This is a genomic window from Neobacillus sp. NPDC097160 (genome assembly GCF_044762155.1).
Classification (GTDB): domain Bacteria; phylum Bacillota; class Bacilli; order Bacillales; family Cytobacillaceae; genus Neobacillus.
The window spans coordinates 331094-346640 of the sequence record NZ_JBIWDU010000003.1 but is presented as its reverse complement, the minus strand read 5'-3'; the positions used below and the strand labels follow the sequence as shown (position 1 = coordinate 346640).

Genomic DNA, 15547 nt, shown 5'->3' with positions numbered 1-15547 from the left:
TGTTTCTGTAAACCATCTTTATTACTATTATCATTTCACAATAAAACGAACCTGAAATTGATGTAAATCAAAAAAAAAAAGATGTCCATAAAGGGTATACCCTTTTGACATCTTTATTTCACATGAAATCAATTAATATTTATTGACTGATAATATTGGTAAGAGAGAAAGATCATCAAGTTTGGCGGCAATCTTTGCTGCTGCGTCAAGAGGATTTTCTGCATAAATGTCAAAAAACTCTCCTTCATACTCCTGCCTTGCATGATCATAACGAGGATCATAATAGTGTTCGAGTAAAATTAGGATCATTTCTCGATAATTTTTTTCATGAAGTGATTCCATTAGTCTATTTCTAATCGCTAAATCTTTCACACGTTTTAGAACCTTTTCAATTCCCAAAGAGATTTTTTCATAATACCACGGTTCCTGTTCGTACGGAAGCACATATTCAGAAACAAGCTGCTTAACCCTTTGTTCAAGTGATGAATGAATATAAATATTAATCCCTTTAAATTTAACATCCATCAATTCTTCAGGCTGAACCGCTTTGCCAATTCGTTTGCTTTCTGCCTCAACAAGAAAATAATCACTTCCCCGTATTTCCTGCAATCCCTTAAATAAAAAGGAATCAAAGCTCTTTTGGTTATGACCTTCACCAAGTCCAATCGTTCCAAAAATTGACCCCCGATGTCCTGCCATTTCTTCAAGGTCAAGGACTGGATAGCCCTTCTTTTCCAAAACCTTCAAAACCTCTGTTTTGCCAACACCTGTCATCCCATGAAGGACAACCGCATGATTAGGTATATTAGTTGGAATTTTTTCAAGGATATGATGACGATATGCCTTATACCCACCAAGTAAACGCCATGCGTAAATACCGGCAAATTCTAAAAAGGTGACTACCGCTTTACTGCGCATCCCGCCGCGCCAACAGTGGATGACTAACTCTCCATCCGTATGATAGGATTTTATTGTCTTCAGAAGAACAGGAATTTTTGGAGAAACAAATTCCATCGCTTTCCACTTCGCTGCCGCCTGCCCTTCGTGTTTATAAATCGTTCCAATTACTTGACGCTCTTCATCTGAAAATAAAGGAACATTGATCGCTCCTGGAATAGCACCGTCCTTAAACTCAATTGGTGAGCGTATATCAATGATAATTGATTCCTTTAATTTAAAAAGTTCTTCAACAGTTATTTCCTTCATATTACTACGCCCCTAGAAAAAATAATCGAATCCTTGAAGAATAAATATCTATAAAAAACAAACAAAACTTCCACTAATGGAAGTTTCATACAAAGTTAATTCACAATGGAAAAACTAGGTTCATGCGTTTTTTTACATGATAAGTATATACATATTATAAAGAAGTTAACCGTTTATATCAAGAAAATGAAAATCGTTGTCATCATTTAACACTAAAAAGTCTACTCCAATAGGTTGAAGTAGACTTTTACCATTAAACCATTTTTGTTTCCTGCTTGAAACTAGACATTAATTCTTCCATTTCTCTAAGACGATTCTGCTCAAATAAATCAACAATTTTACTGCCAACAATGACCCCGTCACAGTGCTTTGTTAAATCCGTAATTTGATCTTTTGTTGAAATACCGAATCCAGCCATTACAGGAATAGAGCTTACCTCTTTTACCGTTTTTAAAAATTGATGTAAATTAGCATCGTATTCATTTCTCGCCCCTGTAATCCCTTTAACAGTAACAGTGTATAAAAATCCTCTCCCTTTACTCGAGATTGTTCTGATTCGCTCAAGAGGTGTTGTAAGTGTAACGAGGCGAATGAGTTCCACCTGTGCTTCCTCGAGCTGTGACGTAATGATATCTTCCTCCTCAATCGGGAGATCGGGAATAATACAGCCATCTACCCCAACTTTTCGAATATCCCGAACAAATTCTTCTATTCCATAAGAATAAATAGGATTTAAATAGGTCATGAGGATGATTGGAATAGAAATAATCTCCCTTGCCTTTTCCAGTTCTGCAATGATCCCTCTTAATGTCGTACCATTTTCGAGAGCTCTAAGTCCTGCCCGTTGAATGGTAGGTCCGTCAGCAACGGGGTCAGAAAATGGAACACCGATCTCAATAGCGGTTGCACCAAACCTTTCAAGCAATGACAGCTGGTCAACCAAACCCTCTAACCCTCCATCCCCTGCCATTATGTAAGGAATAAAGGCCTTCTTGTTATTTTCTTTTAATATTGTAAAGCTTTTTTCAATCCGATTCATTTTTTATTCCTCCCCTCAAACCTTGCTTTAACAGTATCTACATCCTTATCACCACGTCCGGATAAACAAACAACGATATTTTCTGAATTTTTCAATCTAGCTGCCAGTTTAATCGCATATGCAACAGCATGGGCACTTTCAAGTGCTGGAATGATTCCTTCGAGCTTTGATAAAAGTTGAAAAGCATCCAAGGCTTCATCATCCGTAATCGAAAAATAGTTTGCTCTTCCACTATCTTTTAAATGGCTATGTTCCGGTCCAACACCGGGATAATCAAGTCCCGCGGAAATGGAATGGGCCTCTTGAATTTGACCATCTTCACTTTGCAATAAATACATTAAGGCGCCATGTAAAACTCCTGGCCTACCTTTTGTTAAGGAGGCAGCATGAAAATCGGTATCGACTCCAGCACCAGCCGCTTCAACCCCATGTAATTGAACTTCTTCATCCTCAATAAACGGGTAAAACATCCCCATCGCATTGCTCCCGCCGCCGATACAAGCAACAACAGCGTCTGGGAGGCAGCCTTCCATCAATAGAAATTGTTTCCTTGTTTCCTTGCCAATCACACTTTGAAAGTCTCTTACCATAACAGGAAAAGGATGTGGACCCATGACAGAGCCTAATAGATAGTGGGTATCATCCACATTCGCAACCCAGTATCGTAGTGCTTCGTTAACCGCATCTTTTAATGTAGCACTCCCTGACGTCACTCCAACAACTTTAGCGCCGAGTAATTCCATTCGAAATACATTTAATGCCTGCCGTTTGATGTCTTCCTCGCCCATAAATATGATGCAATCTAGATTTAATAAGGCACAAACGGTTGCAGTTGCAACGCCATGCTGACCTGCACCGGTTTCGGCAACGATTCTTCGCTTCCCCATCCTAACCGCAAGCAATGCCTGACCAATTGCATTATTGATTTTATGGGCACCGGTATGGTTTAAATCTTCTCTTTTCAGAAAAATGTTTGCCCCGCCGGCATGTTTCGTCAGATTTTCCGCAAAATATAAAGGGGTCTCTCTCCCAACATAGTCTTTTAACAATCTTGCAATCTCCGCTTGAAAGGAAGGATCCTTTTTGGCTGTATTATATGCTTCATTTAACTCAATAACGGCCTTCATTAACGTTTCAGGAACAAATCTTCCCCCAAAAATGCCGAAATGACCTCTCTCATTTGGTAGTGTATAAGTGCTCATTTTCGATTCCCCCTAATTTTTTCACCTTTTCAATAAATTCTTTTATTTTTTCTAGATCCTTAACTCCATTGGTTTCAACACCAGAGCTTACGTCCACCATGAAAGGTTTAATTATTTTTATTGCCTGTTCCACATTGTTCACATGTAGACCACCTGCTAGAATGACTTTTTTCCGTTCTAAAAGTGCTGTATTTACCTCATTCCAATCAAATGCTGTACCATTTCCCCCTCGGTATTTTCCCTTTGGTCCATCGAGTAAAATATACTCAGATGGAAATCGATTAAAATCCGCTAAACCATCATTCCCTTGAAAGCTTATTGCTTTTATAACAGGTAATGAAAGCGACTCACTAAATGAAGCGGGTTCGTCACCGTGTAATTGGATATGTGTTAATCCGGCAATCGAGGCAATCCTTTCAATTTCATCCCTTGATTCATTTACAAATACTCCCACTTTAAACACTTTAGGCGGTAAACAAGAAATGATTTCTTTTACTATTACGGGAGAAACCTTTCGCTTACTTTCAGCAAACACAAACCCGATGGCATCTGCGCCAAATTCGGCCGCAGCAACCGCTGAATTAACGTCGGTAATTCCACAAATTTTCACATTCATTATTTTGCCCCCTCTTGAAGTGGCAAGCGAAGATCAAAAAATGCCTTTTTTACATCAGGACTAGTCATAAAGGCTTCTCCTACTAAAATTCCATTTGCACCGGCATTTCTAACTCGCTCAGCATCCTGTTTATGATGGATGCCGCTCTCACTAATCAGATAGGCACCAGATTTTTTTACTGTAGATGCTAATGTTTCGGTTACATCTAGTGATACTTGGAAGGTCTTTAAATCACGATTATTGACGCCAATTAACATTGCCTTTGTTTTTAGTGCCTTTTCAAGTTCCTCCTGATTATGAACCTCTACCAAAACCTCCAAGTCTTTCGCTTTCGCATATTGGAATAGCTCACTTAATCGTTTTTCATCCAGTGCCGCTACAATTAACAAAATCAGATCGGCTCCATTTGCTGCAGCTAAATCAATTTGCAACGGATCGATAATGAAGTCTTTACAAAGTAAAGGCAGATCCACTGTCTCACGGACTTTTTGTAAATCAGAAAATGATCCTTTAAAAAAGCTTTGATCGGTTAAAACCGAAATGGCCGAAGCACCATATTCTTCGTAAATGGAAGCCTGCCGGGCAGGTTCCACGCCGTTGTTGATGAGCCCTTTTGACGGAGAAGCGCGTTTAAATTCAGCTATAACTGATAGTTCATTTGCGTCTTGCAGCTTCTGAATAAAAGACCTTTTTCGATATGCTGTTTGTGGGATCCTTTGTTTACCTTCTTGAAGAAGAATAACCTCTTTCTTCTTCTGTTCAATGATTCGTTCAAGGATTGTTTCCATTTATATCGCCTCTCTCCTGCCAGCTCGTGATTTTTCAATGAGCACTGTTAATTTTTCGTATGCTTCACCTGTATCAATGATTTCTTTTGCTATTTCAATTCCATCTTTTATGGAATCCGCCTTCCCTGCCGTAAAAATTCCGATTCCTGCATTGAGTACAACCGTATCCCGATGGGCTCCTTGTTCCCCTTTTAATACTTTAACGAGGATTTCACCATTTTCTTTTGAATCCCCGCCCTTAATACAGTTGTTATCATATCGTGTGAGGTTCATTTCTTCTGGGTAAAATGAATGATTTGTAATATTTCCATCCTCTAAAAGAGTATAGAAATTTTCCCCTTGAAGGGAGGCTTCGTCCATAAAGCCTGCTCCATTAATCACAACTGCCCTTTTACGGCCAAGCTTTAGCAGAACTTCTGCAAACACATTCAATAAATCCCTTCGATAAACACCCAGTAATTGATAATCCAAGTCGATTGGGTTAGTTAAAGGACCGATAAAATTAAAAATCGTTGGTATCTTCAATTGTTTGCGGACAGCCATCACCTTTTTCAATTTTGGATGAACATGTGGTGCGAATAAAAAGGCTATACCGATATCCTGAAGAATTTCCTCTGTTCTTTCAGCTGATAAATTTAAATTAATCCCCAAATGCTCAAGCACATCTGCACTTCCCGTTTTACTCGAGATACTCCTATTTCCATGCTTTGCTACTGGAATCCCTGCACCAGCAATAACAAAAGCTGAAGTAGTACTGACATTAAAGCTTGATGAACCATCTCCACCTGTCCCACAATTATCTAGAACATTCGGAAATTTCCGATTAAATGTCATTGTATTATCCTTCAACGCCTTCACTATTCCGGCAATTTCTTCCACTGTTTCACCTTTTGATTTTAATCCCATGATAAAGGCAGCAATTTCTGATTCGGAAACTTCTTCACCTAAGATAAAATCTACTGCTTCTTTCATTTGCTTTTCAGAAAACGATTGTTTTTCAGCCAACTGGAGTAAATAATTCTTCATTTGTCCTCTCCCTTTCTATTTCAAGTATAAAGTTTTTCAAAATTTGTTTCCCTGCAGGGGTTCCAATTGATTCCGGATGAAATTGCAATCCATAAACCGGATAATTTTGATGTTTAATCGCCATCACTTCATTATCATCGTTTGAATAGGCGGTGACTTGTAACTGTGGCTCCATACTGCTTTTTTCAATTGACAAGGAATGGTATCGCATCACCTCTAATGGGGAGGCAAGGTTAGAAAACAATCCATTACATTGATGTGTGATAAACGATGTTTTTCCATGTTTTATAAAATATGCCCTCCTTATATCACTTCCGAAGGCAGCACCAATGGCCTGATGACCGAGACAAATGCCTAATATTGGGATCTCCTTGTAAAAGGTTTGAATCAATTCCATGCATATACCTGCATCTTCCGGTCTTCCCGGCCCAGGTGAGAGGATAATGGCTTTAGGGCCCATTTTTTTGATTTGTTCCATATTCAGCTGATTGTTTCGATAAACGATTACCTTTTCTCCTAATTCACCTAAATATTGATATAGATTAAATGTAAATGAGTCAAAATTATCAATCAGTAATATCATCGCCCACCCTCCAGAAAGGATTTTAATTTATTTAGTGTTTCTTCATACTCTGACTCAGGATTAGAATCGTGGACAATTCCTGCACCTGCCTGAATATATGCTGTTCCATCTTTTATAATCATCGTTCGAATAGCAAGGGCGAAATCCATATTTCCATTTGCCGATACATATCCAACTGCCCCCGAATAGAGACCGCGTTTTGATTTTTCGAGAGAATTGATAATCTCCATCGCCCTCACCTTTGGCGCCCCTGAAACCGTTCCAGCTGGAAGGCAGGAGGCAAGGGCATCTAGTGCTGTCTTTTCAGAATGAAGCTTTCCGCTAATTTCTGACACTAGATGCATCACATGACGGAATTTCTCTACCACCATATACTTCTCTATTTGTACTGAACCAAATTCGCAAACCTTCCCAAGATCATTCCTCCCAAGATCAACAAGCATGCGATGCTCTGCCAGTTCCTTTTCATCATTCACCAGTTCCCTTTCAATCAGCTGATCTTCATTACTGGTTTTCCCCCTCCGTTTTGTACCGGCAATGGGATTTGAAATCACCGTATTATCTCTCGTTTTTATCAAGCTTTCCGGGGATGAACCGATTACTGTATATCCTTCAAAATCGAGATAGAACATATACGGGGTTGGATTATGGCTTCGATGCCTTCGATAAAGTGACAAAGGCGTTCCTTGAAATGTAGATTTCATCCGTCTTGAGAGCACCACTTGAAAAATATCACCCTTAATGATATGCTCCTTTGCTATTTCAACATTTTTTATAAACTCTTCTTTCGTCGTTTCTGCTTCAAAACCGGAAAAATAAAGAGGCTCCTCTTCATGGTAATAATCAGGTTGTTTCAGTTCTTCAATCCTTTGCATTACCCGTTTTTCAATTGCTTTTTCATTGCTCGTTTCCGAAAGTTGCATCCCGCAAATCATTACTTTCTCTTCAAGATGATCAAACACAATTACCTCTTCATAAAACATTAAGTGCACATCAGGCATATCTAAGCCGTTGGGATATTCCTCTCCAATGATTTCAAACTGTCTGATGATGTCGTAGCCAACATATCCGATAGCACCCCCTATGAAGGGAAAAACAGGATCTTCAAAGCACCTTGCCGGCAAAAGCTCCTTCATGACCTCTAAAGGGTTTCCTTTCAACAGCTTCTTTTCACCATCTCGATTTACCAGTTCATTCAGATTCCCTCTGGAGATAAGTTCAAAGGCAGGATCTGCACCGATGAAAGAATAACGGCCCGAGTCATTGTACTTATGAGAACTTTCTAATAGGAATTTTTTGTTTCCGCTAATCTTTGTCAAAATGGAGATGGGGGTCAATGTATCTCCTTTAATTTCTTGCATGATATAGTCAACTTTTGTTTTCATGTTTGACTCCTTTCTAAATAAAAAAAAATCGTCCTCTATATGCGCAAACAAATTACGCATATAGAGGACGATTCTCTGATCGTGGTGCCACCTCCATTTGAAGCCGAAAAAAATCGGCTTCCTCTTTCAGATACAGAACTGGTTTTGTTCGATATCCTATCCTTTTAACGGTGGAACTCCGTGCATCCCTACTCCCTATTACAGGTTCAAGATCCCTCTCGCAAGTCCATTCCACAAATCCATTCTTATCGGCTCCCACCTGCCCCGACTCTCTGGAAAGAATCAAATCTGTTTACTACTCTTGCTCAACGATTTATTGTATTAATTTTTTTAAAAACAAAAAGGGCCCTCCATCCAAAAAGGACGGAAGACCCGTGGTGCCACCTTCATTAGCTAAAAATCAGCTCACTTTACCGATATCGAAGCAAATAGCTTTTAATATCTGTCTCTTGTAACGATGAGATCTTCGCCAAAGCCTACTATTCCGTTTAGGAAGGTTCAGTTTGGAGGCTCGGAAGTCCATTCACTTTTACGTCTACACTGATTTGCACCATCCATCAGCTCTCTAAAGAATCCGTAAAAGTTACTACTCTTCGTCAATGCCCAATACGATTTATTTATTGATTTTAATCCTAAACAACTTTTTCATTCATGTCAAGTATTTATTTCCCTAAAATTCGAAATCTAATGATAGCTTACAGTTTCTTTAATCAGCGAGTAATTTTCCTGCTTCCATTTAAAGGATACCTTATACTTTGTTATTTTCAAGCGAACAAGCGAATAGTAACAGTAGCGAATAAATAAAGCGAAAGCAGCGATGGGCTTCCGCTCGACAGCATAAATGAAGGCGGGATTGAAGATTCATGGAACATATTGAACAATTAAGCCAACATCCACAGTCTGCAAAAAAGAAACAGTCTGCAGCGGGTCATAAGCGATCGAATGAGGTATCAAAGCAAAAGTGGGCAATATTCTCGCTGTCTTCCATTCCCTTGGTCATGACGTTAGGCAATTCGATGTTGATTCCTGTTTTGCCATCAATGGAAAAAAAATTATCGGTCTCCTCCTTTCAAACAAGTATGATTATTACCGTTTATTCGATCGTTGCGATTTTTTTAATTCCCGTGGCAGGTTATTTATCAGATCATATCGGCAGAAAAAAGGTGATTATTCCAAGCCTTATCATTGCCGGAATTGGCGGAATTGTCTCTGGATGGGCCGCATGGAAGCTGGATGATGCCTATTGGCTTATTTTAACTGGCCGTGCTCTCCAAGGGGTTGGCGCAGCAGGGGCAGCACCTATTGTCATGCCACTTGTTGGGGACATGTTTAAAAACGATGATGACGTTAGTAGTTGTTTAGGCTTGATTGAAACATCCAATACTTTCGGAAAAGTATTAAGCCCAATTTTAGGGGCTTTTTTAGCCGGATTCATCTGGTTTTTACCCTTTTTCTCCTTTCCGATATTTTGTGCCATTTCTGTTATTATGATGGTCTTTCTGGTAAAGTGTCCCAAAACCACTGAGGAACCAATACCATTTAAAGATTTTTTTGTGAATGTAAAGCGAACCTTTACTGAAAAAGGCCGTTGGCTGTATGCCATCTTTTTTATTGGCGGCATTCTCATGCTAGTCCTGTTTGGCATATTGTTTTATCTTTCGGAAATATTTGAAAAAGAATATGGCATAAAAGATATCAAAAAAGGATTCTTTTTAGCCCTACCGCTGGGTGCACTATGTTTATCGTCCTTTATAAGCGGAAAAGTAATTAAGAAAAATAAAGTGCTTATGAAATGGTTAACTTTTGGCGGAATAGTGGCAGCAGCATTATCCATTGCGGCATTATGGTTTTCCATTAAACTATGGTATATGATTGCCATGTTTCTAATTAGCGGGATTGGAATAGGTTTAGGCCTCCCATGTTTGGATGCCTTAATTACCGAAGGAATTGAGAAGAAAGAACGGGGCACCATTACATCAGTCTACAGTTCAATGAGATTCATCGGAGTCGCTGCAGGTCCTCCGATTATTGCTGTGTTAATGAAATATTCCAATCATTGGATATTTATATTACTGAGCAGCCTTAGTGTTGTTGCAGCTATTGTGGCATTCATTTCGATCAAGCCACAAGCAGAAACTTAAAAAAAGTGCTGAGGCAAAAATCCCTCAGCGCTTTTTTTGTTATGTTTTATACGGATTTTACAGGTTTCTTAAGGAAACCGATTAATAATGCTGAAACAACTGAACCAATGATAATTGCCAAAGCGTACATTAATGCTCCACCCTCAACCAATGGTACAACGAAGATTCCTCCATGCGGTGCCCGGAGGCCAATCCCGAATGCCATTGACAAAGCTCCTGCGATGGCTGAACCAGCCATAACAGATGGAATGACACGGAGTGGGTCTGCTGCCGCAAATGGTATTGCACCTTCTGTTATGAATGATAATCCCATGACATAACAAGCTTTTCCTGCATCTTTATCCTGCTCGTTAAACTTATTCTTAAACACTGTAGTCGCAATAGCAATCGCTAGCGGCGGCACCATTCCTGCTGCCATAATGGCTGCCATTGGAGCATACACACCACTTGCTAACAAACCTGTTCCAAAAACATAGGCTGCCTTGTTAATAGGGCCACCCATATCAAAGGACATCATAAGTCCAAGTACAATACCTAATAACACCGCATTACCTGTTCCAAGACCTGTTAACCAATCCGCAATTTCCTTATTTATCCATGCTGCCGGATTGTTAATAACATAATGCATCAAAAATCCCGTTATGGCAATTCCTAAAAGTGGATAAAGTAAAATACTTTTAATACCCTCAAGTGAGCGTGGAAGTCCTGCAAATACTTTCTTTAACAGAAGTACAATGTAACCGGCAAGGAAACCGGCAACCAACCCGCCCAGGAAGCCTGCACCGCCGCTTGCGGCCATCATCCCGCCAACCATCCCTGGAGCGAAACCTGGACGGTCAGCAATGCTGAGGGCAATAAATCCGGCAAGGACAGGGACTATAAGTGCAAATGCATTATCACCACCAATTGCTTTGATTACAGCGGCAATCGGATTGTAGGATGGATCTTCAGGGTTTGCAGAGTTATAGCCGAACATAAAGCTAATGGCGATTAAAATACCGCCGCCAACAACGAATGGGAGCATGTTGGATACACCATTCATTAAATGTTTATAAAAGCCTGTACGTGCGCCTTTTTGGTCTGACTCTTGTGCGCTTTTACTTCCATTTCCGTTATAAACAGGGGCATCCTGTTTTATGGCTTTATCAATCAGTTGCTCAGGACGGCGAATTCCCTCGGCAACAGCCGCTTGAATAACGTGTTTCCCCTTAAAACGTTCCATTTCAATATTGATATCTGCCGCAACGATAACAGCTGTCGCATTTTCAATTTCATCTTTTGTTAAAACATTTTTTGCTCCGCCTGAACCATTGGTTTCAACCTTAATGTCCACACCCATTTCTTTCGCCTTTGCTTTAAGTGAATCTGCCGCCATGTAAGTGTGGGCGATGCCTGTAGGACAACCTGTAACAGCTACAACGGTATGCTTCTTATTTTCTATGACTGGTGCTTCTTCATCTTCTTTGTCAAAGCGATTAATAATCGTAATAATTTCTTCCTTCGTCGCTGCCATTAAAAGCTCGTATCGTACCTCCACTATCATCAATAATCCTGACAACCGGGCCAAAGCTTCTAAATGTGTATTATTAGCCCCATCTGGTGCTGCAATCATAAAGAATAAATGAGCTGGTTTCCCGTCTAATGATTCGTAGTTAACACCGGCTGATGATTTCCCAAAAACAATTGCTGCTTCCTTAACCGCTTTTGTTTTCGCATGAGGAATCGCGATCCCATCCCCAATGCCTGTTGTACTTTGCTCTTCACGTTTAAGAATAGCTGCTTTAAATTCCCCGCTATCAGATATCTTATCTGCGTGAAATAATACATCAACAAGTTGATCAATCGTATCTTCTTTTTGATTGCCTTCTATATTTAAAAGAATTGTATCCTCAGTTAACAATTCAGTAATTTTCATGACTTTCTCTCCCTTAAAATAATTCCTTTAATTTAACTTGAGGTAAAAGTTCTTCTACTCTTTCTTTTGTACAAAGACCAAGTGAGAATGCAGTGGCACTGCCGGCGGCCACGCTATAACGAAAGGCTTCTTCGATATTTAACGTTTTTTTATAGGCAGCTAGGAAACCTGCCACCATGGAATCACCTGCTCCAACTGAGTTTTTAACCTCACCCTTTGGAACCTTTGCCATTAAGGAAGTGTTTTCGTTTATTAATACTGCCCCTTTGTCCGCAAGAGAGACAATAACATTTTTAGCACCCATTTCTATGAGCTTTTTACCATATGGAATTACTTCCTCAACACTAGAAATAGTTGTTTCAAATAGTTCCCCCAGCTCATGATGATTTGGTTTGATTAAAAACGGTTCGTAGGGAAGAACTTTTTTGAGCAGCTCACCTTCTGCATCAACAACAAAATTAGCTCCACATTCACGGCAGATTAAAACTAGTTCCTCATAGGTTGTTGCCGGTAATGTTGCAGGAATACTGCCCGCAAGCACAAGTAAGTCCTCTGGACCTAACTGGTGTATTTTTTCTTTTAGGAGAATGAAATGGTGTTCAGCAATTTTGGGGCCGTTTGCATTGATTTCTGACTCCTTGCCCGTTTTTAGTTTTATATTTATCCGAGTATCCTCCTCGACCTGGACGAAATCTGTATCAATTTGTTCGTTTTGAAGGAATTGTTCAACATATGTTCCCGTAAAGCCTCCAACAAATCCAAGTGCTTTACTATTAGTTCCAAACTGGTTTAAAACCCTTGATACATTAATTCCTTTACCACCCGGAAACTTAGTTTCATTTACTGTACGATTTAACTCTCCTACGTGAAAGCGTTCCAACTGGACAATATAGTCAATAGAGGGATTTAACGTTAATGTATAAATCATGATGTCACAACCTTAATTGATGTTCTATTTACGTATTGCTTCTCTGTTTCATCCTCTATTTCATTTGTGATAACGGAAGCTTCATGGATTTCAGCAATTTTCGCGAATGAGATTTCAGTAAATTTCGTATTATCCGCCAAAACATAAGCCTCTCTTGCAAGCGAAATCGCCTTTTGCTTTACCATTGCTTCCTCTTGATCCGGTGTAGTGAAGCCGAACTGTGGATGAATGCCATTTACCCCTATAAAGCTTTTATCAAATCGGTAGATGTCAAGGCTTGCTAATGCCCCTCGCCCGATAATGGCATTTGTTTTTGGCTTTGTTAACCCGCCAATGATATATGTGGAGATCCCTTTATTTAATAAGGGTGTAACATGCATTAGACCGTTTGTTACTACCACAATATCTTTTATTGGAAGATACTCAATCATTTCAATCACGGTTGAGCCTGCATCAAGATAAATACAATCTCCCGTTTCTACTAAACTTGCCGCATATTTAGCAATCAATCGCTTTTCTTGAAGGTTTTTGGATGATTTCTCAATCATGCTGGGCTCTTGTAATTTCCCTTGCAATCTTTGGGCACCACCGTGAATCCTTTTTAAAAACTTTTGTTCCTCCAATTGTGATAAATCTCGTCTAATTGTTGATTCTGAGCTGTTAGTCAACTCCATAATTTCCTGGATTTTCACGATATTTTTATCTTTTAATAATTGAAGAATGATTCGATGACGTTCAAGAGTTAACAAGTCATCACCACCTAGAATTTTTTTTCTTGATTATAGTATACTGAAACCGATTGCAACAATCAATCATTTTCTTTCAAAAACAATCAAATTATGATTGATTTTGAATGTTTTTTTGAAACCCTTTTGGTAAATTAGACATTAAAAGCTGCACTAGCCAGCCAAATTTTTAGTACAAAAAAGATCAATATTATGCTATAATAGTTTCGTTTCAGTTGTGATACGCGGGTGTGGTTTAATGGTAGAATTTCAGCTTCCCAAGCTGACGGCGGGGGTTCGATTCCCCTCACCCGCTCCATTTTGGAGAAGTACCCAAGTGGTTATAAGGGGGCGCACTCGAAATGCGTTAGGACGGGCAACCGTTGCGTGAGTTCGAATCTCATCTTCTCCTTCATCCTTATTCTGTCAAAAAACACTGCTAATACATAAAAAAACGCCAGATCTGGCGTTTTTTTATTGATACGGGCTTAACCATTCAGGGTTCCTATCTTTGCAAATATGGCATTTCTCCATTCTTGGTTGAAAGGTATGAAAAGACTGCCCACAATCCCCGCATTCCTTTATATGAAATGCTGCATGGATATTGCCTTTTTTCTTAAAATCCGACTTAATTTGAATGGCATGCTCCGGACAAATATCCGTGCAATCCGTGCAATTTACACACTTTTCATTTTCAATTTGCAAAAAAGAATCCGTTAAAATAAATACTTCTTGTGAACAAAAAGAAGAACATGCCCGGCACAGGGTACATTTATTTTCGTCAATCATTACTGTGTAAAATTGAAAGTCCGAATAATAGTTGTTAACATTCCATTCATCTGCTTCTATTTTCCATATAGCTGGTGCCATGCTTTTTGCAAGCTGCTTCCCTTCTTTTCGGAAGGAAGAAAAGAATTCTCTTCGTGAAAGTGTTTCCTCCTTCACCTTCTGGATCATCTCAATTGGTCTTTGACCCAGGAACTTTAGTTTAGTATTGGCTTCAATAATGACGGTATCCCACTTTTGATTTATAGGGTTCCCATTCAATTTAATCGAGTTTATTCCTCTTTTTTTATAAATCAGTAGTTCTTTTACAAATGGAGTATAGCCATCATGATAAATTAAACTCCCCTTGTCAATTTCCCTCAAAGCAGGTATTCCTTCAATGGCTGACAATGGGCAGGAGATCATACAATCCCCGCAGGAAGTGCAGCACTCTGAGTTTATTTCAATCGATTGTTGATTGATGGATAGTGCTTCATATTTACATACATCTAAACAAATACGGCAGGTTGAACGAAGATTTCTCTTTCTTGAGCATTTGTTTGTTATAGTAACATCGACATGCAGGCTTTCAAGCCAGTTGACAAGCATAGTCATATAACCACCTACAATTTTTAACTACTGGACAATTTTGCATCCTTATGTGGTGCGATCACAATATTTGGATGTGTAATCGAATCACTTGGCATCCCTTTTATTTGGCTGACATTTCCATACATTTTCCGCAGATCTTTTATTGGACCGAATTCAATTGCTCTCATCGGACATGTTGAAACACAAACCGGAACTTCACCCTTAGCTTGAAGATTGATACAAAAATCACATTTGTCCGATTTAAATACCTTTTTATTATATTGTGGTGCCCCGTAAGGACACGCCTTCACGCATAATTGCGTACCTCGACAAACCTCTTGATCAATTGTTACCACACCATTTTCTTTATTTTTACTTATCGCCCCTACTGGGCAGCTAGGTATACATTTCGGTTGTGTACAATGATTACAAGCAATGCTAAAGTAAAAGGATTTCACATTTTGGACAATCCCTCCTGCAGGCTGCTGAATGAAGTTCCCTTGCTCATAGGTGTAAACCCTACGGAAATTTACACCAATATCAAGATTATTTTTATCCTTACATGAAACGGTGCAAGCTTTACAACCTGTACAAAGACTTTGATTAATATAAAATCCTAACTGGGTCAACTACCTCA

The 15547-nt window shown here is 39.3% G+C and carries 14 protein-coding genes, 2 tRNA genes and 2 other annotated features; of the genes, 3 read left to right on the top strand and 13 right to left on the bottom strand.

Features of this window, described 5'->3' with window-relative positions:
- Window positions 1–132 precede the first annotated feature (132 nt).
- From mnmH to trpE, 8 genes are all read right to left on the bottom strand, one after another.
- The gene (gene mnmH, locus ACIQXV_RS06165; RefSeq protein WP_402956997.1) at window positions 133–1206 is read right to left on the bottom strand and encodes a tRNA 2-selenouridine(34) synthase MnmH; all 1074 of its coding nucleotides are present in this window, start codon (window positions 1204–1206) and stop codon (window positions 133–135) included.
- Between the two features lie 253 nt (window positions 1207–1459).
- Window positions 1460–2245, bottom strand: a complete 786-nt coding sequence (gene trpA / locus ACIQXV_RS06160; RefSeq protein WP_402956995.1) for a tryptophan synthase subunit alpha — start codon at window positions 2243–2245, stop codon at window positions 1460–1462.
- Complete coding sequence (gene trpB, locus ACIQXV_RS06155; protein ID WP_402956993.1) at window positions 2242–3447, bottom strand: tryptophan synthase subunit beta; 1206 nt, start codon at window positions 3445–3447, stop codon at window positions 2242–2244. The genes trpA and trpB overlap by 4 nt, the downstream gene beginning before the upstream one ends.
- The gene (locus tag ACIQXV_RS06150; protein ID WP_402956991.1) at window positions 3422–4063 is read right to left on the bottom strand and encodes a phosphoribosylanthranilate isomerase; all 642 of its coding nucleotides are present in this window, start codon (window positions 4061–4063) and stop codon (window positions 3422–3424) included. Before ACIQXV_RS06150 ends, trpB begins: the two co-directional genes overlap by 26 nt.
- Entirely contained in the window at window positions 4063–4851 is a 789-nt protein-coding gene (gene trpC, locus ACIQXV_RS06145; protein ID WP_402956989.1) for an indole-3-glycerol phosphate synthase TrpC, read from the bottom strand. The genes ACIQXV_RS06150 and trpC overlap by 1 nt, the downstream gene beginning before the upstream one ends.
- The gene (trpD, locus tag ACIQXV_RS06140; RefSeq protein WP_402956987.1) at window positions 4852–5877 is read right to left on the bottom strand and encodes an anthranilate phosphoribosyltransferase; all 1026 of its coding nucleotides are present in this window, start codon (window positions 5875–5877) and stop codon (window positions 4852–4854) included.
- On the bottom strand, window positions 5849–6460 hold the full coding sequence (locus tag ACIQXV_RS06135) for an anthranilate synthase component II (RefSeq protein ID WP_402956986.1): 612 nt from the start codon (window positions 6458–6460) through the stop codon (window positions 5849–5851). Before ACIQXV_RS06135 ends, trpD begins: the two co-directional genes overlap by 29 nt.
- On the bottom strand, window positions 6457–7845 hold the full coding sequence (gene trpE / locus ACIQXV_RS06130; RefSeq protein WP_402956984.1) for an anthranilate synthase component I: 1389 nt from the start codon (window positions 7843–7845) through the stop codon (window positions 6457–6459). The genes ACIQXV_RS06135 and trpE overlap by 4 nt, the downstream gene beginning before the upstream one ends.
- 60 nt (window positions 7846–7905) lie before the next feature.
- Window positions 7906–8163: a binding site (T-box leader), on the bottom strand.
- Between the two features lie 38 nt (window positions 8164–8201).
- Window positions 8202–8454: a binding site (T-box leader), on the bottom strand.
- A gap of 254 nt (window positions 8455–8708) precedes the next feature.
- Between trpE and bcbE the strand changes: the two genes are divergently transcribed.
- A complete protein-coding gene (bcbE, locus tag ACIQXV_RS06125; protein ID WP_402956983.1) occupies window positions 8709–9986 on the top strand; it encodes a bacillibactin exporter BcbE in 1278 nt (425 codons plus the stop codon).
- Window positions 9987–10032: 46 nt separating this feature from the next.
- Here the strand turns inward: bcbE and ACIQXV_RS06120 are convergent, their stop codons facing one another.
- From ACIQXV_RS06120 to ACIQXV_RS06110, 3 genes are read right to left on the bottom strand one after another with little or no spacing between them, the layout of a single operon-like run.
- The gene (locus ACIQXV_RS06120) at window positions 10033–11901 is read right to left on the bottom strand and encodes a PTS fructose transporter subunit IIABC (RefSeq protein WP_402956982.1); all 1869 of its coding nucleotides are present in this window, start codon (window positions 11899–11901) and stop codon (window positions 10033–10035) included.
- Between the two features lie 13 nt (window positions 11902–11914).
- The gene (pfkB, locus tag ACIQXV_RS06115; RefSeq protein ID WP_402956981.1) at window positions 11915–12829 is read right to left on the bottom strand and encodes a 1-phosphofructokinase; all 915 of its coding nucleotides are present in this window, start codon (window positions 12827–12829) and stop codon (window positions 11915–11917) included.
- Window positions 12826–13578 carry a DeoR/GlpR family DNA-binding transcription regulator gene (locus ACIQXV_RS06110; RefSeq protein WP_402956980.1) on the bottom strand — a complete coding sequence of 251 codons (753 nt, stop codon included), beginning with the start codon at window positions 13576–13578 and terminating at the stop codon, window positions 12826–12828. Before ACIQXV_RS06110 ends, pfkB begins: the two co-directional genes overlap by 4 nt.
- Window positions 13579–13799: 221 nt before the next feature.
- On the opposite strand from ACIQXV_RS06110, the gene ACIQXV_RS06105 reads away from it, so the two are divergent.
- A tRNA-Gly gene (locus ACIQXV_RS06105) sits at window positions 13800–13873 on the top strand.
- 4 nt (window positions 13874–13877) lie between these two features.
- A tRNA-Ser gene (locus ACIQXV_RS06100) sits at window positions 13878–13966 on the top strand.
- Between the two features lie 62 nt (window positions 13967–14028).
- Here ACIQXV_RS06100 and ACIQXV_RS06095 read toward each other — a convergent pair.
- On the bottom strand, window positions 14029–14934 hold the full coding sequence (locus ACIQXV_RS06095) for a 4Fe-4S dicluster domain-containing protein (protein ID WP_402956979.1): 906 nt from the start codon (window positions 14932–14934) through the stop codon (window positions 14029–14031).
- 17 nt (window positions 14935–14951) lie between these two features.
- The gene (locus ACIQXV_RS06090) at window positions 14952–15539 is read right to left on the bottom strand and encodes a DMSO/selenate family reductase complex B subunit (protein WP_402956978.1); all 588 of its coding nucleotides are present in this window, start codon (window positions 15537–15539) and stop codon (window positions 14952–14954) included.
- Window positions 15540–15547 lie beyond the last annotated feature (8 nt).

Coding starts and splice junctions, on each gene's coding strand:
- mnmH (WP_402956997.1), bottom strand. CDS start 1,206: ATGAAGGAAATAACTGTTGAAGAACTTTTTAAATTAAAGGAATCAATT.
- trpC (WP_402956989.1), bottom strand. CDS start 4,851: ATGGAAACAATCCTTGAACGAATCATTGAACAGAAGAAGAAAGAGGTT.
- ACIQXV_RS06120 (WP_402956982.1), bottom strand. CDS start 11,901: ATGAAAATTACTGAATTGTTAACTGAGGATACAATTCTTTTAAATATA.
- ACIQXV_RS06150 (WP_402956991.1), bottom strand. CDS start 4,063: ATGAATGTGAAAATTTGTGGAATTACCGACGTTAATTCAGCGGTTGCT.
- ACIQXV_RS06135 (WP_402956986.1), bottom strand. CDS start 6,460: ATGATATTACTGATTGATAATTTTGACTCATTTACATTTAATCTATAT.
- trpE (WP_402956984.1), bottom strand. CDS start 7,845: ATGAAAACAAAAGTTGACTATATCATGCAAGAAATTAAAGGAGATACA.
- trpD (WP_402956987.1), bottom strand. CDS start 5,877: ATGAAGAATTATTTACTCCAGTTGGCTGAAAAACAATCGTTTTCTGAA.
- pfkB (WP_402956981.1), bottom strand. CDS start 12,829: ATGATTTATACATTAACGTTAAATCCCTCTATTGACTATATTGTCCAG.
- ACIQXV_RS06095 (WP_402956979.1), bottom strand. CDS start 14,934: ATGACTATGCTTGTCAACTGGCTTGAAAGCCTGCATGTCGATGTTACT.
- trpB (WP_402956993.1), bottom strand. CDS start 3,447: ATGAGCACTTATACACTACCAAATGAGAGAGGTCATTTCGGCATTTTT.
- trpA (WP_402956995.1), bottom strand. CDS start 2,245: ATGAATCGGATTGAAAAAAGCTTTACAATATTAAAAGAAAATAACAAG.
- bcbE (WP_402956983.1), top strand. CDS start 8,709: ATGGAACATATTGAACAATTAAGCCAACATCCACAGTCTGCAAAAAAG.